The organism is Ruegeria sp. AK4 (genome assembly GCF_056541025.1).
In genome coordinates, this window is the sequence record NZ_JBQFXS010000002.1 from 494221 (window position 1) to 515940 (window position 21720).

Genomic DNA, 21720 nt, shown 5'->3' on the forward strand with positions numbered 1-21720 from the left:
GATTACCAGAAATCCGCTTTCTTGCGGTCTTTGAACGCGGCCAGCCCGACTTGTAGTTCGCTATGCGACGCGGCGACCCGGCCTGCCAAGGCCTCGAACACGCGCTCGCGCTCTTCGCCTTCGGCGGCGTTGATCAGCATCTTGGTCAATTCGATTGCAACCGGTCCGCGATGGCGCATCCGGTTGGCCAGTTCCTCGGCTGCGGCAACGCCCTGCCCTTGTTCGGCAACCTGATCGACAAGGCCAAACGTCAGCGCGTCACTGGCCGAGAACTGCTCGCCAAAAATTGCCATGCGCCGCACCAGTTGCGAGCCGAACCGGCGCACGGTGCGCTGCGTGCCGGACCAGCCGGGAATAATGCCAAGCGCCGGTTCCGGCTGCCCAATGCGGATATGCGATTCCGCGATGCGGTAATCGGCGCAGGCGGCCAATTCCAGCCCACCGCCCAGAACATGGCCGTTCAGAACCGCGATCACCGGCTGGCGAAGGCGCGTCAACGCGTCCAACGCCTGATGCCCATCGCGCAGCCAATGCCGCCCGAACCCATCCGGGGAGCGTGCGGCCCAGGCATCGATGTCGCCACCGGCACAGAACGCCTTACCCGCCCCGGTCAGGATCGCCACATGCACGTCCCCGGCATGTTCGATCTGGCGACAAAGGGTCATCAGATCCTCCATCATCGGCTCGGTCAGCGCGTTCAGCCGCTCGGGTCGGTTGACCGTCAGACGGGCGATGCCGTCGCTGATATCCAGCAGAAAGTGATCCATCATGCCGCCGTCAGGGTCAGACCCATCGGCGTGGGATCAAACAGGGCTCCATCCATCACTTTCAGATCCTCCGACACCAGCAACGGGGTCGCTGCCTGATCCAGAACATCCCGCTGCAGATCAAGACCGGGCGCAATTTCCGTGACCATCAGCCCCTGATCGGTCAGCCTGATCACACAGCGCTCGGTCACATAGGTCACATCCTGCCCGGTTGCCGTAGCGCGCTTGCCCGAGAAGGAAATCTGATCGACCTCATCCACAAACTTGGCAACCTTCCCCTCTTGCAGGATTTTGAGTTGACCGTTTTCGACCGTCATCTTTGCCCCGGCATTGAAATTGCCCGAAAACACGATCTTGCGGGCCCGCGCGGTGATGTCAACGAAGCCCCCGGCCCCGGCGGTGCGGTGCGGGATTGCAGACAGGCGCGAGACATTGACCGAGCCGTTCTTGTCCACTTCCAGAAACGACAGAAGCGAAGCATCAAACCCGCCCGCCTGAAAATAGCAGAACTGATGCGGTGAGGGCACAAAAGCCTCGGCATTGGCGGAACAGCCGAATTTGAAATCGAGCAAAGGCACACCACCGACAGCCCCTTGCTCGATCATCCAGGTGACCGAGCCGTGAAGCCTTTCCTCGACCAGAATGCGAGGGACATTGGCCGATATGCCAAAGCCGATATTGACCGCCCAACCCTGTTTCAGCTCTTGCGCGACGCGGCGCGCGATCACCTTGCCGACATTGAACTCGGCCGTGCTGAAGCTTTCAATCGGGCGGGTCAGTTCGCCCGAAATCGCCGGATCATATTCGGTTGCCGTGGTCTGCAACTGGTCCGGGGCTTCGACGATGACATCGACCAGAATCCCCGGCACGTGCACGTCATGCGGACGGATGCTGCCCGCTGCGGCAACACGCTTGGCCTGAGCAATCACCACACCGCCATTGTTGCGCGCGGCCAGCGCCATTTCCATCGCGCCCAGATAGGCCCCTTCATGTTCAAAGCTCAGGTTGCCTTTTTCATCCGCCGTGGTCGCGCGGATGATGGCCACGTTCGGGGCCATGGACTTGAAATACAGCCAGTCTTCGCCCTCGAACTCCATGCGTTTGACGATGGGCTCGGCCCGCGCCGCGTCGTTCATGGCGCAGCCTTCAATTTCGGGATCGACAAAGGTATCCATGCCAACCTTGGTCAGCACGCCCGGACGCTTGGCGGCGGATTCGCGCAGCATGTCGAAGATAATGCCCGAAGGCACATTATAGGCGCGCACCTGTTCTGCGGTGATCATCTGCCAGATCATCGGCGGTTTGGCCTTGCTGGGCCCCGACGGGTACGACCCCCCGATGATCCGGGTCAGCAGCCCCGGCTTGGCGATGTGATCCACCCCTTTGGTGCCGAACATGTCTCCGGCAGCGATGGGATGGATCGTCGTCAGGTTCCGCGGCGCGCCTTCGTCGTCAAAGCGTTCGCCCAGACCTTTCAAGACCGCATCCGGACAGCACAGGCCGCTTGACGAATTCACCGCCACGACCGCCCCGTCAGGCACAAGATTTGCTGCTTCGCGCGCCGTCATTTGCCTGGTCATGCGATCCTCACAGAAGTAACTAAACAGTTATAACTTTATGCCCCGGAGGCTTGCCTAAATCAACAGGAATCTAGACAAAGACGGAATTGACGTGAGATTAAGTAACCATTAAGTTACTTGCAAACTTGTCCCTTGGGAGGATCGCAATGAACATTTATTTCCAGAATACCAACCAGCGCACATTCGGTACATTCCCCCTGACCGGAAGTGAGTTGCGCGACGCCATGATGATCGCTGCCGATGTTGGCTACCGGTCATTCGATACCGCGCAAATGTATGAAAACGAGAAAGAAACCGGTGACGCACTGGCCGAGCTTGGCTTCGCAAGGGACGAGATTTGCGTAACCACAAAGGTTCATCCCGACAATTTCACGGAACAGGCGTTCATCCCTTCGGTCGAAGAAAGTCTGAAGAAGCTGCAGCTGGATTACGTTGACGTCCTGCTGCTACACTGGCCCCCGATCGGCGGAGATATCGCACCCTCGCTGAAACTGCTGGAACAGGCCCACGCGAAAGGGCTGGCGAAGAATATCGGGGTGTCGAACTACACCGCACAGATGATGCGCGATGCGGTCAAGATCATCGACACGCCGCTGGTCACAAATCAGGTCGAATTCCATCCGCTTCTGAATCAGGACGCGCTTCTGGCGGCGGCGACCGAAACCGGCATTCCCCTGTCGTCCTACTGTTCCGTCGCGCGTGGTGAGGTCTTCAAGCATTCGATCTTCGACGAAATCGGCCAGACCTATGGCAAGACAGCGGGCCAGGTCGTTCTGCGCTGGATTTTGCAGAAAGGCGTTTCGATCAACACCATGTCGACCAAACGCGCCAATATCGATGCCAACTTCGACGTTATGGATTTCACCCTGTCCAGTAGCGACATGGATCGGATCGACGCAAAAACCCATACCGGCTTTCGCATCGTTGGTGAGGATCTGGTGCCCTGGGCCCCCAAATGGGACTGAACGTAAAAAGGCGGTGCCTCTGTGGCACCGCCTTACTAGGGGCAACCGTATGAGCCGTGAGAGCGTAATCGCTCAGTGATTGCCCCGGATCATGTCGGATGCTTTCTCGGCCATCATGATCGTTGGCGCATTGGTGTTTGATCCGATCAGGCTGGGCATCGCCGAGCTGTCGCAAATCCGCAAACCATCAATCCCCCGCACCCGCATCTGAGGGTCGACCACGGCCATTTCATCCACACCCATCTTGCAAGTACAGGTCGGGTGGTACGAGGTCCGGCCGTATTGGCGCGCATAGGCCTCGTAATCGGCTTGCGTCTTGACGCTGTCATCCGGGAACCGGATTTGGCGGATGTATTTCTGCAGGCTGTTCTGGCGGAAAATCTCAACGCTGTGTTTGACCCCCTCGACCGAGGTTTTCAGGTCATCCGGATGCCCGAGGAAATTTGGATCGACCAACGGCATATCTTCGACCCGGTTTGACCGCAGCCTGACCGTGCCCCGCGCCTTGGGCCGCAACGTGTAAGAGTTCAGCGTGATGCCCGAGCTGCCCTTGGGAACGCTGGGCACCCCGGCCTCGGCCCCTGCCCCGGCAAGGAAATGGAACTGAAGATCCGGCACGGGCGCATTGGCATCGGCGTACCAGAAGGCCCCGCCTTCGACCACGTTCGAGGCAACAGGCCCGGACCCAAACAGATAATACTGCATCCCGGCCCATGCGGCCCAATGCGGTTTGTTATACTTGTCCAGACTTTGGTGCCCGTTCAACTCGGCCACGATGTCGATGCCGAAATGGTCGGTCAGGTTTTCACCGACGCCCGGCAGGTCGTGCTGCACTTCGATCCCATGCTCACGCAGATGCGCCGCGGGTCCGACACCGGACAGCAGCATCAGCTTGGGCGTGCCGATCGCGCCCGAGGTCACCAGCACCTCCTGATCTGCCGTGACGGTGTGAACCTCTCCGCCCTTGTCATAGGCAACGCCGGTGGCCCGCCCGCCTTCGATCACGACCCGGTGCACCTGACACCCGGTCTCGACCGTCAGGTTCGGACGCGACAGGACCGGTTTGAGATACCCGACCGCAGCCGAGCAGCGTTTCGCATTCCACGTTGTCGTCTGATAGACCCCGGCCCCCTCCTGCCTGGGGCCGTTGAAATCGGGATTGTAGGGCAGCCCGGCCTCCTGACAGGATCGCACAAACACGCGGGTCATCTCTTGTGGTTCAAGGTTGGACACACCCAGCGGACCGTCGGTGCCGTGCCACTCGCCGGACAGTATCGCGTTGCGTTCGGACCGGATGAAGTACTGGCGGACTTCGTCAAAGGACCAGCCTTCGCAGCCTTCCTCATTGGCCCAGCGGTCGTAATCGACGGGGTTGCCGCGGGTGAACACCTCGGCATTGATCGAGCTGCCGCCGCCCAGTACCCGGCCCTGCGCATAGGGGATTTCGCGGTTGTTGGCATGTGTCTGGGGCACCGTGTCAAAACCCCAGGTGTGCGGTCCGGCGGTCATCTTGGCGAAACCCACGGGCATGTGGATCAGCGGGTGGCTGTCCTTGCCGCCCGCTTCCAGCATCAGCACCCTTACGCTGCTGTCTTCGGTCAGGCGATTGGCCAGAACGCAGCCCGCCGAACCGCCGCCGACGATCACATAGTCATATCCGTTTGCCGCCATCACTCCACCCAATGCGACCGTTTGCCGATCTCGACATGGATCGACTTGATCTGCGTATATTCCTCGACCCCGTGCATCCCGGCTTCGCGCCCCCAGCCCGAGGCTTTGAACCCGCCAATAGGCAATTCGGGGCCACCGGCCAGCGTCGTGTTGACCCAGAACCGCCCGGCCCGAACCCGGCGCGAGATCGTCAGCGCCTTGTCGATGTTCTTGGTCCAGACACTTGCCGCCAGCCCGTATTCGGTATCGTTGGCAATCGCGATCGCCTCGTCAATCGTGTCAAACGGGATCACCACCAGAACGGGTCCGAAAATCTCTTCCCGCGCAATCGCCATGTCGTTGGTCACACCCGTGAACACGACCGGATCGATATACTGCCCGCCCGAGATTTCGGGCGTGGTGCCGCCGGTCAGCAGGGTCGCGCCCTCTTCCTGACCCTTCGCGATGTAGGACAGGATGGTGCGGTTCTGCGCATCCGTGGTGATCGCACCGGCCTGTGTGCGCTCGTCCAGCGGATCGCCCACGCGGACCTTGCGCAGTTTCCCGGCCACCATTTCGGCGAACCGGTCCGCGACCGAGCGCTCCACCAACAGCCGGGCGCCGGACACGCAGCACTGTCCGGTGTTGAAAGCGATTCCAAAGGCCACACCGTCGGCGGCGTCTTCCAAATCCGCATCGGCAAACACGACCTGTGGGTTCTTGCCCCCAAGCTCCAGCCCCAGCTTCTTGAAGTTGCTCTGACCTGCAGCGGCAACAACCGAGCGCCCTACGGCGGTCGAGCCGGTGAAGGACAGCATGTCCACATCCATATGCTCGGCCAGTTTCTGACCGATCACGCTGCCCGATCCGGTGACCACGTTGAAGACGCCATCGGGCAGCCCCGCCTCGGACAGGATTTCCGCCAACAGCAGCGTCGTGGCGCTGGTCACTTCGGAGGGTTTCGAGACGATGGTGCAGCCCGAGGCCAGGATATAAGGCACCCGTTCGCACAGGATCAGGAACGGGAAATTCCACGGGGTGATCAGGCCGACAACGCCAACCGGTTCGCGGGTGACGATGCCCATCGCGCCGTCACCGCTGTTGTTGAAACTGTCCCCATGCAGCGCCCGCGCAAGACCTGCGGCGAACTCGAACATGCCAACACAGCCCTGAACTTCGGCCCGCGCCTGCGCGATGGGCTTGCCGTTTTCCAGCGTTTCCCAATAAGCGATCTCATCCGTGCGCTTGCGGATCAGGTCCGCCGCTTTCAGCAGCACCGCCGCGCGGTCGGCCCCGGACAGGCCACACCATCGGCGGTCATCAAACGCCCCGCGCGCCGAGGCGACCACGGCGTTCAGATCCTCCTCGGTGCAGCGCGGAATGCGCGTGACCGGCACGCCATGCCCCGGCGAAGACCGTTCGAACACGTCGCGATCCCCGGTGGGCACCCAGTTGCCGTCCATGAAGAACCCGAACGCGCGCGGCTCGGATGGGGGTGTCAGAATCTGGCTGTTTTGGTCCATCAAAAAGGCTCCGATATTAGGGCGGTGGGCTACGCTGAGGCGTCCAGCCCGTCGCGGAAATCATTCCAGCCGCCATCCACCGAGGACGGCGCGTCATGCCATTGATGCAGAACATCGCCGGTCGCAGGGTCCTTGTCAGGGATCGGCAGCATCATGATCCGCTTGACGGCGGCCTGAAACATCTCGGGCGTCAGAAACGCCTCTTGAATGTTGTCCCAGTCCCGGCCCGCCGCATAGCCGCCGACCATCATGATATCGTCGGACCGGCCGACCATCTCGTGGCTGACCCCTGCGGGCATAACGATGACATCGCCTGCTTCGATCCGGACGCGGGTCCAGCCTTCGACGGACAGGTTGAACTCCATCCAGCCCGCCGCACAGCCAAGGCATTCATGCGTCGTCGAGTGGAAATGCGGGTACTCATACACACCGGGATATTCCCAGTTGTTGCCCCAGCCATTGGCGCGAAACCGGGCCTTGACGGCATCGACACCGCCGCCCGGAATGGCCCCGCGATGGATCAGCAGAGGAAAACGGCTGTTGGGGATCATTCCTTCCGGTTTCGACGTATAGACTTCGACGGTCATGCTGAGTTCCTCCCTCTCTGGCGATTACGTCATAACGATCTGCGTTTTCAGGTCGGCGGGGCGATCCGGAAAACTGTCGAACGCCTCCTGAATGCGGTCCAGCGGATACGCCGCCTGCGTGAAACGTTCGGTCCTGATGCGGCCATGGCTCAGCAGGGTCAGGGCGTCATGCATATCCTGCCCCATCCCCGCGACAGAACCCTTGATGGAGTTCTCCTGCAGGATGGTCTGCAGAATGTCGACGGGCAAAGTCTCGCCTGTGCCGGTAAGGCCAAAGGCCGCGATATGCCCGCCTTTGCGGATCAGGCGGGTGGCCTGTTCATAAAGCGCGGGATGTCCGACACTTTCAATCACCACATCCGCGCCGCGCCCGCCTGTGTGGCGTAGAACGGTTTCTTCCAGCTGAGCCGGGTCGGTCACACCCACATCTGCGCCGCCCTCCAGCGCCATCTGCACCCGGTCGCCGGACAAATCCGCCACGATGATCGGGGCGGCCCCGATGGTGCGCAGCAACTGCACATGCAGGTTGCCAATCGGTCCCGCGCCCAACACCACGACGGATTGGCCGAAGGTGATATTGGCCTTGCGCGCGCAGCGCACCACGCAGGCCAGCGGCTCGGTCAATGCCAGCACATCCGGCGTTGCATCCTGCGGCGCAGGGATCACAAGGCGGGCGGGAACCGAGATGTATTCGGCAAAAGCCCCATCCATGGTGATGCCCATCTGCTGCATCTCGGGACAGTTCAGGATCTCATTCCGGCGGCACCAATAGCAGGTGCCGCAGCCGATATTCATATCGACCACCACCGGCGCGCCCATGGTCAGGCCCGACACGCCTTCGCCCAGTCCGGCAATCGTACCGGTGAACTCATGTCCTGGAATCAGCGGCAGGTGTTCAGCGGCGTAATGACCATTGAAGATGTGCATATCGGTGCCGCAAATGCCGACGCGTGATATACGCACCAGAACTTCATCCCGGCCCGGCTCGGGGCGGGGCACGTCCTGCACCTGAAACTGACCCGGCTTGACCAGCACCGCAGCTTTCATGGTCTGCGTCATTTGACGACCCTCAGCTTGGTGCGGTCGATGGTCAGCGCAATCGCTCCGATCAGGATCAGGCCGAACACCATCTGCTGCTGTGTGGCATCGACCTCGAAATACAGCATGGACGAGCGGATCACCGCCACGATCAGCGTGCCGATCAACGTGTTGATCACCCCGCCGACACCCCCGGTCAGCGGCGTGCCGCCGACCAGAACCGCGACGATTGCAGGCAGCAGGAACCCGTTCGCCAGTGTGGGAGAACCACCAGAGAGTTTCACCGAGAACAGCAGCCCCGCAATCGCCGCCAGCCCACCGGACAGGGCGAAAGCAATGATCTTGATCCGGTTCACGTTCAGGCCCGAGGCAACAGCAGCCGGTTCCCCCGCCCCCACCGCTTTGAGCGCGCGGCCGAACGTGGTGCGCGATTGCAGGAACCATGCGCCCAGAACCAGCACAGCAGCGATGATCAGTTCGGCGGGCAAACCGGCGACCGAGCCTGTCATCCAGCCAAAGGTCGAATCCCGCAGCGTGGCATCCATGAACAGCGCCCGCTGGCCCGACATATACTGCGCCGCCGAAAAGGCGATGCCGCCCACCGCAAGCGTCGAGATAAAGGACGGCACATAAAGCCGCGTCGTCACATAGCCCGAGATACTGCCCAGCACGGCACCGGACAGGATACAGATCAGCGCGGTTCCGATCCCGAAGGTCGGCAGGGCAATCGTGGCCACCACGGTGGTCATGTTCGCCACGGATTGCGCCGACAGGTCGATGCCGCCGATATAGATCGCAAAGGTCATCCCCAGCGCCATGATAAACAGCGGCACAATGTCGGCCATCATCGAGATCAGGTTGGCAGGCCGCAGAAAGTTCGCATCCGCCAGACCGACCGCCAGCACAAGCGCCAGCAGCGTGATCCAGGGCAGATGGGGTTTGATACGTTCAAAACTCATGGGTCCGGCCTCAGATCATGTGGTGGACAAGGTCGTACAGCGACGGCTTGTCCCCCGGGCTGCAATCGAAACGTTTCTGCGCGACACCGTCTTTCAGGACGATGATCGTGTGGCTGAGGCCAATGGCCTCTTCCAGCGTGTCCGCCACCAGAATGATGCCGACGCCGTCATCCGACATCTCGCGCACCATGTCATAGACATCTTCCTTGGCGCCGATATCCAGTCCGCGCGTCGGGTGGTCCAGCAGGATGATATCCGATCCGGCGGAGCGCCACTTGGCCAGCACCACCTTTTGCTGATTGCCCCCCGACAGCCCGCCGCAATCCTTGTAAACGTCGGGTGTCTTGATCGCCAAACGGTCGATCCACCGGGTCGCCAGTGATTTCTCCTCGCCAATGCGTAGAACGCCCGAATTGGCATAGTTGCCCATCTGGCTCAGCGTCATGTTCTCATAGACATTCATCCCCGCCACGATGCCCTCGACCTTACGCTCGCGCGGGATGTAGCCCACGCCGCTGCTCACACCGGTCTGCGCGTTGAACCTGCCAACCACCTGTCCCTTGAGCGTCACCGTGCCGGACGAGGGCGTTTCCAGCCCGAAGATCGTGCGCAGGATCGCCTCGCGACCCGAGCCTTCGGTGCCGACGAGGCACAGAACCTCTCCGGGATGCAGGTCAAACGAGATGTCCGCGTATTTACCGTCTGCCGAGACCGCATCGAAAGCCACCAGCGGCTGCGCGTCAGACTGAAAAGGCTTCTGCTTCTGCTCGCGGTAATATTCCTTGTCGACGTCGCGGCCCACCATCTTGTGCTGGATCGCATCCACATCGGCGTCGTCATGGGCGACCACATCCACCACCTCGCCATCTTTCATCACATAGATGCGGTCGGACAGGTCCAGAACCTCGTCCATGCGGTGGCTGACAAAGATGAACGAGGCGCGTTTGGTCAGTTCGCGTACAAGGCTGAACAGCAGCTCGACCTCTTCCTTGGCCAACACGCTGGTCGGTTCGTCCAGCAGAATGACCAGATCGCCGTCGATCCGTTCTTCCAGCGTCAGCACCTTGGCCAGTTCCACCAGTTGGCGCTGCGCAAAGGACAGTTTCGAAGTCGTGGTCGCCGGATCGATATCCAGTTTGACCTTGGTCAGTTGCGCGGCGGCGGCCTCGGCCATGGCTTTCCAGTTGATTACGCCATAACTGACGAATTGCTGTTCGAAGCCCAAAAAGATGTTTTCCATCACGGTCAGGTTGGTGATCAGGGATTGTTCCTGAAACACCATGCCGATGCCGTGATCCATCGCCTGACGCGGGTTCTGAAAGCGGACCTTGGTGCCGTCGATGGTGATGTCGCCGCCATCGGGCTGATAGGCGCCGTAGATCACTTTCATCAGGGTCGACTTACCCGCGCCGTTTTCGCCAACCAGACCCACGATCTCACCCCGCCCGATCTGGAAATCCACGGATTTCAGAGCGTGGACGCCGGGGAATTTCTTGTCGACATTGATCAGTTCATACATCTGCCCGCCCCTATTTCACGAAGGTTACGGATTTGCGGTCGGTCGACAGAACCACCGCGGCAATAACTAACACGCCCAGAACGCCGTCCTGCACGTAGCCGGGCAACCCAATCACAACCATGCCGTTGTTGATGACATTGACGATCAGCACCCCGATTAGCGTGTTCCAAACACCACCGATCCCGCCCCACAGCGCGGTGCCGCCGACCACCACTGACGTGATCGACACGAACATGAAATTCGACCCCGTTGCGGTTTCCGCAATCCCGATCCGCCCAACCGCCAGCAGCGCGCCGACAGCATAGAACACCCCCGCCAGAGCAAACCCCATGATCCGCACGCGGTTGACGTTCAGGCCCGAGGCATGGGCCAGTTCCTCGCCTCCACCCACGGCATAGAAGTTACGGCCCAGCGTGGTGCGCGACTGGATGAACCAGGCGATCAGCAGGAACAACAGCGCCACGTAACACATGATCGGAAAGCCGAACCAGCGCTCGGTCAGCAGCGCGCGGAACAGATCGTCTTCGACCCGAATCCGGTCGCCACCGGTCAGCAGCAAAGCAAATCCGGTGCCCACAAACCCCATCGCCAGCGAGGCCATGAAGGACGGGATTTTCAGCAACACATGCACAAGCCCGTTCACCAGCCCGATTGCAGCCCCCACCAGCAGGGCCAGCGGGACGGCCAGCCACGCCCAGGACGCCAGCGTGCCCCCAAGGCCGATAAAGGCAAAGGCAAACACCACCGCACAGACGGACACCGTGCCTTCCATCGACAGGTCGATCGACCCCATGATGATGATGAAGGTCACACCGATCGCGACCATCAGGGCCGGCGCTGACGAAATCCCGATGCGCGCGAAATTGCGCAGCGAAAAGAAACGGGGCTCCATCGTTGTGAAAAACAGGACCAGAACCAAAAGGACGATCAGGGGCGCCCATTTGATCAGCACATCCCGTGTCAGCACATTGCTCACGTGCTTCCTCCCACTGAGTGAATTGGCGGGGTTACGGCTGCCGCAGACCCGGGTGCGCGGGCCGGTTCCGAAAACCGGCCCGCGTTCACTTTACTTGTATTGGATCTGACCGTTCGACGTGGACCAGAAATCCTTCCAGTCATAGGTTGGAACGCTGTCCAGATACTCGGCCTTGAAGGCTTGCGCATCTTCCGGGCGGACCATGATGGTCGGGCCGTAGAATTCGCGGTGCTCGTTGGGCTCTTCCGAAGGTTTGAAATGGCCGGTGGCCGCATAGTAGGCCAGTGCCGCAGTGATGCCGCCGCCCCAATGCGGGTTGGTAAAGACGGTGGCCAGGATCTTGCCCTCGCCGACCAGCTCAACGGCCTGCGGGTTGCCGTCATAGGATACGATGGGCATATCCTCTATCCCTTCGGCACGAAGAGCTTCCAGCACGCCATAAGCGATGGTGTCATTGGCACAGTGCACGCCCTTGATCTCATCCCCGTAGCGGGTGAGGAAGGCGCTCATGACCTGGTTGGCCTTTTGGGTGTCCCAATCGGCAGGCTCGGCCGCCAGAAGCTCGCAATTCGGATAGTCTTTCAGCGCGTTCTTCAGACCGGCCAGACGTTCGATGGCCGGGTTGTTCGAGGCGATACCGCCCAGATGCACAACCCCACCCGAGCCGCCCATGGCATCCAGCAGAATACGCGCTGTCTGCTCGGCCGGGCCTTCGTCGGACCAGCTCATGTGGCTGACATAGTGATCGCCGAAATCCCACGGATGCAGGTCGTCGGTCTTGTTCCACAAGGTCGAGACATAGGCACCCGCCTCGGCGCAGCTTTCCACCACCGGGCGCGCGTTAGGCGCGTCGTTGGTGTCAATCGCCAGCGCCAGTTCGCCATTGGTCTTCGACAGCAGCGCCTTGACATCTGCCAGCGACTTCTCGGACGAGCCTTCGTTGATCAGATGGGTCAGGAAATCCTTGGGCTTACCCAGGCTTTCGACAAACGCCTCACCGCCCGAGACGATTTCGTTCCAGTACGGGTTCGTCCGGTTGCGGTATGACCATGCAACCGTCGGGTCCGTGATCGCCGCGCGCGCCATTCCCCCCAGCATGCTCGAAACCGCGACGCCACCGACGCCATAGGCCGAGGCGAGCAGCAGGTTACGACGGGTTATCGTCTCCTGTTCGATGTATTTCTTGATGAATGACATGACGTCCTCCCTTTTTCCATCAGCACATGGGATCAAAGGCGTTCGCGTATCGGCCCCTCCCCGGCGACGATCCCGCACTGCGGTACTGTGCGCCCATAATGCACTAACTAGTTACTTCTTTACGAAACGATGTGTCAAGCGTTAAGACTGGGACAGGGGCAGTCGAAAACGGCGGCTGGCAGGGAAGTGTTGAAGAACCCCGGCCATATGTGCGAAATGCTCTGACCAGATGAGCTGCGCCCGGACAGCTGCACGAAAAAGGAGGTGGCTGTGGTCGAAAAGACGATCAAAAAGAAAAGAGATGCTGAAGCAACCAAGGCGCGCATCCTGCAGGCCGCCAAGAAGGAATTTGCGAAACACGGGCTCGGCGGCGCGCGCGTGGATGAAATCGCCGAACGCGCCAATGCGAACAAGCGCATGCTTTACCACTATTTTGGCAGCAAAGAGGGGCTGTTTCGCACGGTACTGGAAGCCGCCTATCTCGACATCCGAAGCGCCGAACGCAAGCTGAACCTCGAGTCGCTGTCGCCATCAGAAGCGCTGGAATCGCTGGTTCGTTTCACGTGGAAATACTATCTGAAGAACCCCGAGTTCATCACTCTGGTCAACAGCGAGAACCTGCACCGCGCCCGGCATCTCAAGTCTTTGCCCAGCCTGCCCGAATCCACCCGCGGGCTGGTCGAGATGGTTGAAGGCATTCTGAAACGGGGTGAGGAAAGCGGCGAGTTCCGTCCGGGCATTGACGCGACCCAGCTGAACATTACCATCGCCGCCATCGGGTATTATTATCTGACCAACCGGTTCACAGGATCCTATCTGTTTCAACGCGACATGATGGATAAGCAGGCCCTGGACGAGCGCCTGAACTTCAACGTCGAAAGCATCATGCGCATCGTGCGCAAGGACTAGCCTATCACGCCGCGGGCCCGGTCTTCCACCCGTCGATAAGCGCCGCCACCGCCTCGGCGTAGCTTTGCGGAAACTGGTCCGAGGTCCGGGCTTTCATGATCGTGTGAAGGCCCAGCAAAAGGCCGATCAGCACCTTTGCGGCCTCGGCGGGATCGACCTCGGACCGGATGGTTCCGTCTGCCTTGGCCCTGCTCAGTATCGCCGCGAACCGCCCTTCCAGCGCGGTCAGGTAACGCTCGATTCGCGCGTTGACTTCGAGGTCTGAGCGGTCGAATGAACTGATCGAGTTGAAGGCAAGGCAACCGGCATCCTCGATCCTTGGCATGCGTTCTGCCGAGGCGATGCCCCTGATCCAATCGCCCAGATCATCCAGCGAACAGCTGTCGGGGTCGGGAAAATGCCGGGCCTCGGCATTGTCCAGATAAGTGTCCAATGTCTTTAGGAAAAACTTCTCTTTCCCGCCATAGGTGGTCTGCAGCGTGAACCGTGTCAGTCCCGTCTGCTGCTCCAGTTCTCGCGTGCTGGCACCGTGGTATCCCCTTCGCCAAAACAGGTCCAAGGCACCCGCCACGGCACTATCGTGATCCGTCTTGCGTTTGCGCGCCACAGATTTCTCCTTGCTTTTTCTATCCATGTGGATAGTTATTAATTCCTATCCACATGGATAGCATTGCGGGCGCGCGGCAGCAAATGCTGCATGCCCCCAACTGAAACGGAGACCTGACATGACCGCCATCGACCCGACAACCGGGGCGTCAAAGCCCGTCACCCTGCGCGTGATCTTCATTCTGAACGCGCTGAAAATCCTACTGGCCTTTGGCTTCTTCACCGCTTTCAGGTTCTACGGCCTGCAGGTCGGAGAGTTGGCCGGCCCGCAAGCCGCCAACCTGATGCTTTATACGATGCTGGGATACATGGTGACGTTTTCCTGCATCGTCGCATCGATCCTCAAGCGCAACATGATCGGTATCCGCGCAGCGATTGCCGTTGATTTTCTGGTCTCGATCCCGGCGACGGCGGTTGTCGGCTTTATCATCGCGATCATCAGCATGGGCCTGACCTTTACCGCCCCGGTCCGCGCGTATTTTGCTTATCGCGGCTGACATGAGCACTCCGATGGACCACATTAACGGCCAATGCATCTGCGGCGCGGTGCGCTTTCGCGTGCAGGACAACATTGCTGCGTTCAAACTCTGCTATTGCAGCTTCTGCCAAAAGGCCTCGGGGTCGGCCCATGTTGCGAATGCCTTCACCACGCCCGACCAGATCGAGTGGCTGCAAGGCAAGGACATGCTGACATCCTTCGATGTGCCCGATTCTCAGGTCCGCCGGGTGTTTTGCCGCACCTGCGGGACGACCCTGCCGTTCGAAACGCAGAACGGAAAGTTTCTTGTCGTCCCCGCCGGCAGCCTGTCCCGCCCGCCATCCGGGCCCGTCTCCGCGATTGCCGGCTGGGCGTCCCGACCCGCGTGGTATGATGAGGCGCTGGGTTTGATCGAAAAGACCTGCACTGCAGAAAGGGCCGCTCAATGACGACCGAACATGGGATTTCACCCGACTTCCCGTTTGACTCGAAATATGTCGAGGTGAACGGACAGCGCATCCACTATGTCGACGAAGGCGAAGGCGCGCCGGTTCTATTTCTGCACGGCAATCCGACCTCGTCCTACCTGTGGCGCAACATCATTCCCTATGCCGCCAGACAGGGCCGCGCCATCGCGATGGATCTGATCGGCATGGGCAAATCGGACAAGCCGGATATTCCCTACCGCTTTGTAGATCACGTCCCCTTCGTGGACGGGTTCATCAAGGCGCTGGGGCTGAAGGATGTCACGCTGGTCATCCACGACTGGGGCTCGGCACTGGGGTTTCACTATGCTCACCGGCACCCCAAGAGCATACGTGGCATTGCGTTCATGGAGGGCGTCATTCGCCCGATGTCCTGGGCCGGATTCCCGCCCGATTTCCGCGTCGGGTTTCGCATGATGCGGACGCCGGGTCTGGGATGGATGATGATTTCGGGCCTGAACATGTTCGTCGAGAAAATCCTGCCAAGCGCCATCGTGCGCGACCTGATCCCGCAAGAGATGGCGCAGTACCGCGCCCCCTTCCCCACCGCGCGCAGCCGCAAACCGGTTCGGGTCTGGCCCTGCGAAATTCCGATCGATGGCACGCCATCTGACGTACATCAGATCGTCAGCGCCTACAGCCGCTGGCTGGGTGAAACGGAAACCCCGATGCTGATGTTTCACGCCACGCCCGGAGGAACCATTGGCCCAAAGGAGGTTGCATGGTGCCGCCAGACCATCCGCAATCTCGAAGTGGTGGATATCGGCAAGGGCATTCATTTTCTTCAGGAAGACAATCCGCATCTGATCGGAGAAAAACTGGAAGAGTGGCTGCGCTTGATGCCAATGTGAACCTTCCCGCCGGATCAAGCGATTTCGGTGAAACACGGTTATCAAGAGAACTCTGTAAGAGCCCGGCGCTGGCGTTAGGGCTCTAAAAATCTGCGCGGCCAAGTGAATTGAAATGTAAGTCGCCAGCAATGAAAATCTGGCGATCAAGTCGGTGCTTTTTCGCCTCTGCCTCACCCCCGGAACTTCATAAGTTTTGCCTATGATATGGAAGGTAGAAACGATTTTTCTTAACTCACAAACCTGTCAGACTGCTTTCATACAACCTTCAAACCAGAAACGCCGCGAAAGAAAGGCGTCAGCGTCACAATAAAACCAACAGAGGAAAACATGAAAAACGCCACATCCAAGTTTGCTGCAATCGTTGCCGGAGTCCTGTTGGCCACCGCAGCCGCCGCCGAAACCGAGCTGACTGTTTACACTGCGGTCGAAGCTGAAGACCTGGCCCGCTACGCCGAACAATTCAACGCCTCGCACCCGGACATCAAGATCAACTGGGTCCGCGATTCCACCGGCATCATCACCGCCAAACTGCTGGCTGAGCGCGACAATCCGCAGGCCGATGTGGTCTGGGGTCTGGCCGCGACCTCGCTGCTGCTGCTGAAATCCGAAGACATGCTCGAGCCCTACGCGCCGGTTGGCGTTGACAAGCTGGACCCCAAATTTGTTGATGACGGCGACGTGCCCAGCTGGGTTGGCATGGACGCCTGGGTGGCGTCGGTGTGCTATAATACGGTCGAGGCTGAAAAGGCCGGTCTGACCCCGCCGACCTCGTGGAAAGACCTGACCGACGCGCAGTACAAAGGTCAGGTCATCATGCCGAACCCGAACTCGTCGGGCACAGGCTTCCTGGACGTGTCCAGTTGGCTGCAGATGTTCGGTGAAGACGGCGGCTGGGAATATATGGACGCGCTGCACAACAATATCGCGCGCTATACCCATTCGGGCTCCAAGCCCTGCAAGCTGGCCGCTGCCGGTGAAATTCCGATCGGTATCTCGTTTGCCTTCCGTGGTGCCAAGTCCAAGGCTGCTGGTGCACCTCTGGAAATCATCGTGCCCAGCGAAGGCGTGGGTTGGGACATGGAGGCAACCGCGATTGTCGCGGGCACAGCCAATCTGGAAGCCGCGCAGAAGCTGGTTGATTTCTCGGTAACCAAGGAAGCCAACGAGATGTACAACACCGGGTACGCCGTTGTCGCGATGCCGGGTGTTGCCAAACCGGTCGAGCATTTCCCCGACGGTCTGCTGGACGCTATGATCGAAAATGATTTCGAATTTGCTGCCAATAACCGTGCCGCCATCCTGAAGGAATGGCAGTCGCGTTACGACGGCAAATCCGAACCCAAAGAGTAAACCACTCACATAGGAGGGGCTTACCGCCCCTCCGGCCTTTGGATAACATCTCTCTCACATCGCATGTGACCGGTGCGGCGACATTCTGGCCAGTCTTTTGGTATGGCTGCTGCGCAAAGCTCAAGGACAACTCCCAGTGCTAAAGAAAACCTCTCCCGGTGATCTCTATCTGAGCATCCAGAACCTGTGGAAAGCTTTTGGTGATTTTCTCGCGCTCCGGGACATTTCGCTGGACATCAACGAAGGCGAATTCATCTGTTTTCTGGGCCCGTCGGGCTGCGGCAAGACCACGCTGCTGCGCGCGATTGCCGGGCTGGACCTGCAGACCAAGGGCACGGTCATGCAGGATGGCAAGGATGTCTCGAACCTGCCCCCGTCCGAACGTGATTTCGGGATCGTGTTCCAGTCCTATGCGCTGTTTCCGAACCTGACGATTGAAAAGAACATCGCCTTCGGGCTTGAAAACACCGGCCGCAGCAAATCCGAGATTGCGGTGCGGGTCGCCGAACTGCTTGATCTGGTCGGCTTGCCGGATCAGGGCCGCAAATACCCCGCCCAGCTGTCGGGTGGTCAGCAGCAAAGGATCGCCCTGGCGCGCGCGATTGCCACCAGTCCCGGCCTTTTGTTGCTGGACGAGCCGCTCTCGGCGCTGGATGCCAAGGTGCGGGTGCATTTGCGGCATGAGATCAAAGAGCTGCAGCGCAAACTGGGCGTGACCACCGTCATGGTGACACATGATCAGGAAGAGGCGCTGGCCATGGCCGACCGGATCGTGGTGATGAACCATGGCGTGATCGAGCAGGTAGGGACACCCACCCAGATTTACCGCCACCCGGCGAACCTGTTCGTGGCCGATTTCATCGGCGAAATGAACCAGTTGCCCGCCGTCGCAGGCGATGCCGAGAGGCTGGAACTGGGCGGCTCGGTCCTGAAATGCAGGGCGCATGACCACCAAAAAAGCAACCGCATCGTCGCAGCAATCCGCCCCGAAGACGTCATCCCGCATGGCGAAGGCGCCCCGTCGCCCGACGCGCCGGATGTCATCACCACACCGGAAAACGCGTTCGAAGTGCTGATCACGGAAATGGAGTTTCTGGGCTCGTTCTGGCGCTGCCGTCTGTCGCACAAAACCTTCGGCGACGAAGCGCTGATTGCCGATTTCTCGATCAACGCAGTGCGCCGCCTCGGGCTTGAGGAAGGCGGGCAGATGATGATCGAACTGCCGCGCAACAGGCTGATGGCCTTCTCTCCGGCGGGGGAAGGCTGATGACCGACACAACCTCTCTGCCCGCTGGCCCGGTGATCAAGGGAAAGCTGAGCCGCGATGACCTCATCATGCGCGGCGGCATGATGGTCATCGCGCTGTATCTGGTCGTAACCCTGGCCTTTCCGCTTTGGGCGATGCTGTCCAAATCGTTCTCGACCTACCACATGGACCTGTCGCAATACGAGTTTCAGGTCAGCGACGAAAACGGCGTCTTTAGCGGCACCATCCTGAACGGGGCGCAACTGAACGCCGAAACCGGGGCCTATAGTGATCAGGAACTTTCGACCGGCTCTGACGGGCGGTTGTCCGTCACGCCCTTCTTTCCCGATTTCAGCTTCCGCAGCCCGGTGATGTACCAGATCCGGAACACGGTTCCGGATGGCCGATTCCTGATCGGATCGACCCTGCAAAAGGGCACCGATTGGGTCGAGCTGGATTCCAACACTTTCCGCCGCGTTCAACTGCGGCCGGTGAAATCGACCGGCGTGGACAATTTCGTCAGCTATTTCTCTACCCCGGCGCTGTTCAACTCGATCAAGAACTCGCTGTGGATTGCGGTCGTCAGTACCGTTGTCACGGTCACGCTGGCCTTCTGGTTCGCCTATGCGCTGAACCGCAGTTGCATGCGCTTCAAAGGCGTGTTCCGGCTGATCGCCATGGCCCCGATCCTTGTGCCGTCGCTCTTGCCCGGTATCGCGCTGGTCTACCTGTTCGGCAATCAGGGCATGCTGAAAGAGCTGCTGTTCGGGGCAAGTATCTATGGCCCCATCGGCATCGTCATCGGTTCGGTCTTCTTTACCTTCCCGCATGCCTTCCTGATCATCTCGACGGCCCTGGCGATCTCGGACGCGCGATTGTACGAGGCCGCCTCGAGCCTGCGGTCGACCCCCTGGCGCACCTTCTGGACGGTGACGATTCCGGGCGCGCGCTATGGTCTGATCTCGGCGGCGTTTGTGGTGTTCAACCTGGTGATCACCGATTTCGGCCTGCCCAAGGTGATCGGAGGGCAGTTCAACGTTCTGGCGGTAGATATCTACAAACAGGTGATCGGCCAGCAGAACTTTGAAATGGGGGCCGTGGTCTCGGTCGTTCTGGTGGTCCCGGCGATCCTGGCCTTTGCAATCGACCGGCTGGTGCAGTCGAAACAGGTGGCCCTGCTGTCGGCGCGCTCGGTCCCCTATCAGCCGAACCCGAACCCGAAAACCGACCGGATCATGCTGATCTATTGCTGCATGGTGGCGCTGTTCATCGTGGGCCTGCTGGCGGTCTGCCAATTCGCCGCGCTGATCAAGTTCTGGCCCTATGACCTGAGCCTGAGCCTGAACAACTACCAGTTCGACAAGATGGATGGTGGCGGCTGGGGGTCGTATTTCAACTCGATCAAACTGGCGCTGCTGACAGCGGTGATCGGAACGGCCGTCGTGTTCTTCGGGGCCTATCTGGTCGAAAAATCCAACGGGTTCAAAACCGGGCGCGCTTTGTTCCAGATGTTCGCCATGCTGCCGATGGCAATCCCCGGAATGGTGCTGGGTCTGGCCTATATCTTCTTCTTCAACAACCCGGCCAACCCGCTGAACGCGATCTATGGCACGATGGCCATTCTGGTGATCTGCACCGTGACTCACTTCTACACGGTGTCTCATCTGACTGCTGTGACCGCGCTCAAGCAGATGGATACCGAGTTTGAATCCGTCTCCGCCTCGCTCAAGCAACCCACCATGAAGCTGTTTGCACGGGTGACCGTGCCGGTCTGCATGCCCGCGATCCTGGACATTTCGATCTACCTGTTCGTCAACGCGATGACGACGGTGTCGGCGGTGGTGTTCCTGTATTCGCCGAAAACCACACTGGCCTCGATTGCGGTGCTGAACATGGATGACGCTGGCGATATTGCCCCGGCGGCGGCGATGGGAATGATGATCTTCTACACCAATGCGGCAGCCCGCATTCTGCACATGATCGCGTCCAAGGGCGTTCTGCGCCGCACTCAGGCCTGGCGGAACCGCTGACCGGTGAAGGGGATGGAACCCCTGCCGCAGTCACGCGGCGGGGGCTTCCTTGGATTCCAAAACCTGCCGCGCAAACTCGATGAAGGCCCGGATGATCTTCACTTCCCGGCGCTGAGACAGGGCGACAAGACTTTCGTCCATATGCAAATGGACATCCTTCAACCGGATTTGCCTGAGACGGTCATCATGGCTGTATTCCGCCTGCGAAACAAAGCCGATACCTGCGCCCGAGGCCACCAGTTCTCGAACCGCTTCCCGCCCTTCGGCAACAATTGCGGGTCTCAGAACAACGCCGTTCCTCTTGGCCTTGTCTTCCAGTTTCTGACGCGTTTTCGACCCCTGTTCCCGGAAAATCAGCGGTAACTCGGCCAGTTCCTGAAGCGAAAGAGAGGATTGCGAAGCCAACAAGAGGTCCCGGGCGGCAAACGCCACGATCTCGGTCGATCCAAGGTTCAGAATACTCATATCCTTGCCGGGCGTTAAACTGCCGACCACTCCGATCTCGGCATTATAGGACCTGAGTTCTTCAAGAATCTCCTCGGTATTGCCGGACCGAACCGAGATCCGGGCATCGGGATGTTTTTCCCGGAACGGGCCAAGAAACCGGGTCAGGTGATGGGCGGAATCGGCGATGATCCGCAACTCGCCATCGATCACCGCCTTTGTTTCGGACAGGTAATCCTCGATCTGATCCTCGATCTCGAAATACTGTTTCGTGAAGCGAAAAAGCTGTTCCCCTTCCGGGGTCAGGTGCACGCGTTTGCGTTCGCGCAGAAACAGCAGCAGGTCATGATCCTGTTCAAGCTTGCGGACCTGTTCCGATATGGCAGGCTGGGTCAGGAAAAGCGCCTCGGCCGCGCGCGAAAACCCGCCATATTTGGCGACATAGTGAAAGGCCTTTAACTGGCTGTGCCGCATCGCAGACTTCCCCAAATTCCATGCATAAGCTGCGCCTATTACTAGATTGATTTTTACAATTTCACATATGGAATTCATTGCTGCAA

20 protein-coding genes are annotated in these 21720 nt (G+C 59.8%); 8 read left to right on the plus strand and 12 right to left on the minus strand.

All coding sequences use genetic code 11. The features are described 5' to 3' along the window. Positions 1-2 precede the first annotated feature (2 nt). Together ACR0EZ_RS06135 and ACR0EZ_RS06140 are read right to left on the minus strand one after the other, a co-directional pair. Positions 3-770 (minus strand): enoyl-CoA hydratase/isomerase family protein, encoded by a 768-nt coding sequence (locus ACR0EZ_RS06135; RefSeq protein ID WP_480611742.1) that lies wholly within the window; start codon positions 768-770, stop codon positions 3-5. Beyond that, positions 767-2347, minus strand: a complete 1581-nt coding sequence (locus tag ACR0EZ_RS06140; protein ID WP_480611743.1) for an acyl CoA:acetate/3-ketoacid CoA transferase — start codon at positions 2345-2347, stop codon at positions 767-769. Before ACR0EZ_RS06140 ends, ACR0EZ_RS06135 begins: the two co-directional genes overlap by 4 nt. Before the next feature lie 146 nt (positions 2348-2493). Between ACR0EZ_RS06140 and ACR0EZ_RS06145 the strand changes: the two genes are divergently transcribed. Then, entirely contained in the window at positions 2494-3312 is an 819-nt protein-coding gene (locus tag ACR0EZ_RS06145) for an aldo/keto reductase (RefSeq protein ID WP_480611745.1), read from the plus strand. A 72-nt stretch (positions 3313-3384) separates the two neighbouring features. On the opposite strand, the gene ACR0EZ_RS06150 is transcribed toward ACR0EZ_RS06145, so the two are convergent. The 8 genes from ACR0EZ_RS06150 to ACR0EZ_RS06185 all read right to left on the minus strand — a co-directional run bounded on the left by ACR0EZ_RS06150 (position 3385) and on the right by ACR0EZ_RS06185 (position 12761). Next, positions 3385-4983 carry a GMC family oxidoreductase gene (locus tag ACR0EZ_RS06150; RefSeq protein WP_480611746.1) on the minus strand — a complete coding sequence of 533 codons (1599 nt, stop codon included), beginning with the start codon at positions 4981-4983 and terminating at the stop codon, positions 3385-3387. After that, positions 4983-6485: an aldehyde dehydrogenase family protein gene (locus ACR0EZ_RS06155; protein ID WP_480611747.1), complete on the minus strand. Its 1503-nt coding sequence runs from the start codon at positions 6483-6485 to the stop codon at positions 4983-4985. The genes ACR0EZ_RS06150 and ACR0EZ_RS06155 overlap by 1 nt, the downstream gene beginning before the upstream one ends. A gap of 29 nt (positions 6486-6514) precedes the next feature. After that, positions 6515-7072, minus strand: a complete 558-nt coding sequence (locus tag ACR0EZ_RS06160; RefSeq protein ID WP_480611749.1) for a hypothetical protein — start codon at positions 7070-7072, stop codon at positions 6515-6517. 24 nt (positions 7073-7096) lie between these two features. Continuing rightward, on the minus strand, positions 7097-8131 hold the full coding sequence (locus ACR0EZ_RS06165) for a zinc-dependent alcohol dehydrogenase (RefSeq protein WP_480611751.1): 1035 nt from the start codon (positions 8129-8131) through the stop codon (positions 7097-7099). Beyond that, on the minus strand, positions 8128-9069 hold the full coding sequence (locus ACR0EZ_RS06170) for an ABC transporter permease (RefSeq protein ID WP_480611752.1): 942 nt from the start codon (positions 9067-9069) through the stop codon (positions 8128-8130). Before ACR0EZ_RS06170 ends, ACR0EZ_RS06165 begins: the two co-directional genes overlap by 4 nt. Positions 9070-9079: 10 nt before the next feature. Further along, positions 9080-10588, minus strand: a complete 1509-nt coding sequence (locus ACR0EZ_RS06175) for a sugar ABC transporter ATP-binding protein (protein WP_480611754.1) — start codon at positions 10586-10588, stop codon at positions 9080-9082. A 10-nt stretch (positions 10589-10598) separates the two neighbouring features. Continuing rightward, positions 10599-11564, minus strand: a complete 966-nt coding sequence (locus ACR0EZ_RS06180; RefSeq protein ID WP_480611755.1) for an ABC transporter permease — start codon at positions 11562-11564, stop codon at positions 10599-10601. Positions 11565-11654: 90 nt separating this feature from the next. Further along, positions 11655-12761 carry a sugar ABC transporter substrate-binding protein gene (locus ACR0EZ_RS06185; RefSeq protein ID WP_480611756.1) on the minus strand — a complete coding sequence of 369 codons (1107 nt, stop codon included), beginning with the start codon at positions 12759-12761 and terminating at the stop codon, positions 11655-11657. A gap of 270 nt (positions 12762-13031) precedes the next feature. Between ACR0EZ_RS06185 and ACR0EZ_RS06190 the strand changes: the two genes are divergently transcribed. Beyond that, positions 13032-13670, plus strand: a complete 639-nt coding sequence (locus ACR0EZ_RS06190) for a TetR/AcrR family transcriptional regulator (protein ID WP_480611758.1) — start codon at positions 13032-13034, stop codon at positions 13668-13670. 4 nt (positions 13671-13674) lie between these two features. On the opposite strand, the gene ACR0EZ_RS06195 is transcribed toward ACR0EZ_RS06190, so the two are convergent. Beyond that, positions 13675-14277 (minus strand): TetR/AcrR family transcriptional regulator, encoded by a 603-nt coding sequence (locus ACR0EZ_RS06195; RefSeq protein WP_480611759.1) that lies wholly within the window; start codon positions 14275-14277, stop codon positions 13675-13677. Positions 14278-14395: 118 nt separating this feature from the next. Between ACR0EZ_RS06195 and ACR0EZ_RS06200 the strand changes: the two genes are divergently transcribed. From ACR0EZ_RS06200 to ACR0EZ_RS06225, 6 genes are all read left to right on the plus strand, one after another. Then, positions 14396-14773: a hypothetical protein gene (locus tag ACR0EZ_RS06200; protein ID WP_480611760.1), complete on the plus strand. Its 378-nt coding sequence runs from the start codon at positions 14396-14398 to the stop codon at positions 14771-14773. 13 nt (positions 14774-14786) lie between these two features. After that, a complete protein-coding gene (locus ACR0EZ_RS06205; protein WP_480611761.1) occupies positions 14787-15203 on the plus strand; it encodes a GFA family protein in 417 nt (138 codons plus the stop codon). After that, complete coding sequence (locus tag ACR0EZ_RS06210) at positions 15200-16090, plus strand: haloalkane dehalogenase (RefSeq protein ID WP_480611763.1); 891 nt, start codon at positions 15200-15202, stop codon at positions 16088-16090. Before ACR0EZ_RS06205 ends, ACR0EZ_RS06210 begins: the two co-directional genes overlap by 4 nt. Positions 16091-16417: 327 nt before the next feature. Then, a complete protein-coding gene (locus ACR0EZ_RS06215; protein WP_480611764.1) occupies positions 16418-17440 on the plus strand; it encodes a putative 2-aminoethylphosphonate ABC transporter substrate-binding protein in 1023 nt (340 codons plus the stop codon). Between the two features lie 136 nt (positions 17441-17576). After that, on the plus strand, positions 17577-18707 hold the full coding sequence (locus ACR0EZ_RS06220) for a putative 2-aminoethylphosphonate ABC transporter ATP-binding protein (protein WP_480611765.1): 1131 nt from the start codon (positions 17577-17579) through the stop codon (positions 18705-18707). After that, positions 18707-20716, plus strand: coding sequence for a putative 2-aminoethylphosphonate ABC transporter permease subunit (locus ACR0EZ_RS06225; protein ID WP_480611766.1), 2010 nt, complete (start codon positions 18707-18709; stop codon positions 20714-20716). Before ACR0EZ_RS06220 ends, ACR0EZ_RS06225 begins: the two co-directional genes overlap by 1 nt. Positions 20717-20746: 30 nt before the next feature. Here ACR0EZ_RS06225 and ACR0EZ_RS06230 read toward each other — a convergent pair whose 3' ends face one another. Beyond that, positions 20747-21634, minus strand: a complete 888-nt coding sequence (locus tag ACR0EZ_RS06230) for a LysR substrate-binding domain-containing protein (protein WP_480611767.1) — start codon at positions 21632-21634, stop codon at positions 20747-20749. Between the last annotated feature and the right edge of the window lie 86 nt (positions 21635-21720).

Excerpts from the sequence above, each read along its gene's own strand:
- ACR0EZ_RS06165 (WP_480611751.1), bottom strand. The coding sequence starts at position 8,131 with ATGACGCAGACCATGAAAGCTGCGGTGCTGGTCAAGCCGGGTCAGTTT.
- ACR0EZ_RS06215 (WP_480611764.1), top strand. The coding sequence starts at position 16,418 with ATGAAAAACGCCACATCCAAGTTTGCTGCAATCGTTGCCGGAGTCCTG.
- ACR0EZ_RS06155 (WP_480611747.1), bottom strand. The coding sequence starts at position 6,485 with ATGGACCAAAACAGCCAGATTCTGACACCCCCATCCGAGCCGCGCGCG.
- ACR0EZ_RS06205 (WP_480611761.1), top strand. The coding sequence starts at position 14,787 with ATGGACCACATTAACGGCCAATGCATCTGCGGCGCGGTGCGCTTTCGC.
- ACR0EZ_RS06140 (WP_480611743.1), bottom strand. The coding sequence starts at position 2,347 with ATGACCAGGCAAATGACGGCGCGCGAAGCAGCAAATCTTGTGCCTGAC.
- ACR0EZ_RS06200 (WP_480611760.1), top strand. The coding sequence starts at position 14,396 with ATGACCGCCATCGACCCGACAACCGGGGCGTCAAAGCCCGTCACCCTG.
- ACR0EZ_RS06185 (WP_480611756.1), bottom strand. The coding sequence starts at position 12,761 with ATGTCATTCATCAAGAAATACATCGAACAGGAGACGATAACCCGTCGT.
- ACR0EZ_RS06135 (WP_480611742.1), bottom strand. The coding sequence starts at position 770 with ATGATGGATCACTTTCTGCTGGATATCAGCGACGGCATCGCCCGTCTG.
- ACR0EZ_RS06230 (WP_480611767.1), bottom strand. The coding sequence starts at position 21,634 with ATGCGGCACAGCCAGTTAAAGGCCTTTCACTATGTCGCCAAATATGGC.
- ACR0EZ_RS06175 (WP_480611754.1), bottom strand. The coding sequence starts at position 10,588 with ATGTATGAACTGATCAATGTCGACAAGAAATTCCCCGGCGTCCACGCT.
- ACR0EZ_RS06225 (WP_480611766.1), top strand. The coding sequence starts at position 18,707 with ATGACCGACACAACCTCTCTGCCCGCTGGCCCGGTGATCAAGGGAAAG.
- ACR0EZ_RS06170 (WP_480611752.1), bottom strand. The coding sequence starts at position 9,069 with ATGAGTTTTGAACGTATCAAACCCCATCTGCCCTGGATCACGCTGCTG.
- ACR0EZ_RS06160 (WP_480611749.1), bottom strand. The coding sequence starts at position 7,072 with ATGACCGTCGAAGTCTATACGTCGAAACCGGAAGGAATGATCCCCAAC.
- ACR0EZ_RS06150 (WP_480611746.1), bottom strand. The coding sequence starts at position 4,983 with ATGGCGGCAAACGGATATGACTATGTGATCGTCGGCGGCGGTTCGGCG.
- ACR0EZ_RS06145 (WP_480611745.1), top strand. The coding sequence starts at position 2,494 with ATGAACATTTATTTCCAGAATACCAACCAGCGCACATTCGGTACATTC.
- ACR0EZ_RS06210 (WP_480611763.1), top strand. The coding sequence starts at position 15,200 with ATGACGACCGAACATGGGATTTCACCCGACTTCCCGTTTGACTCGAAA.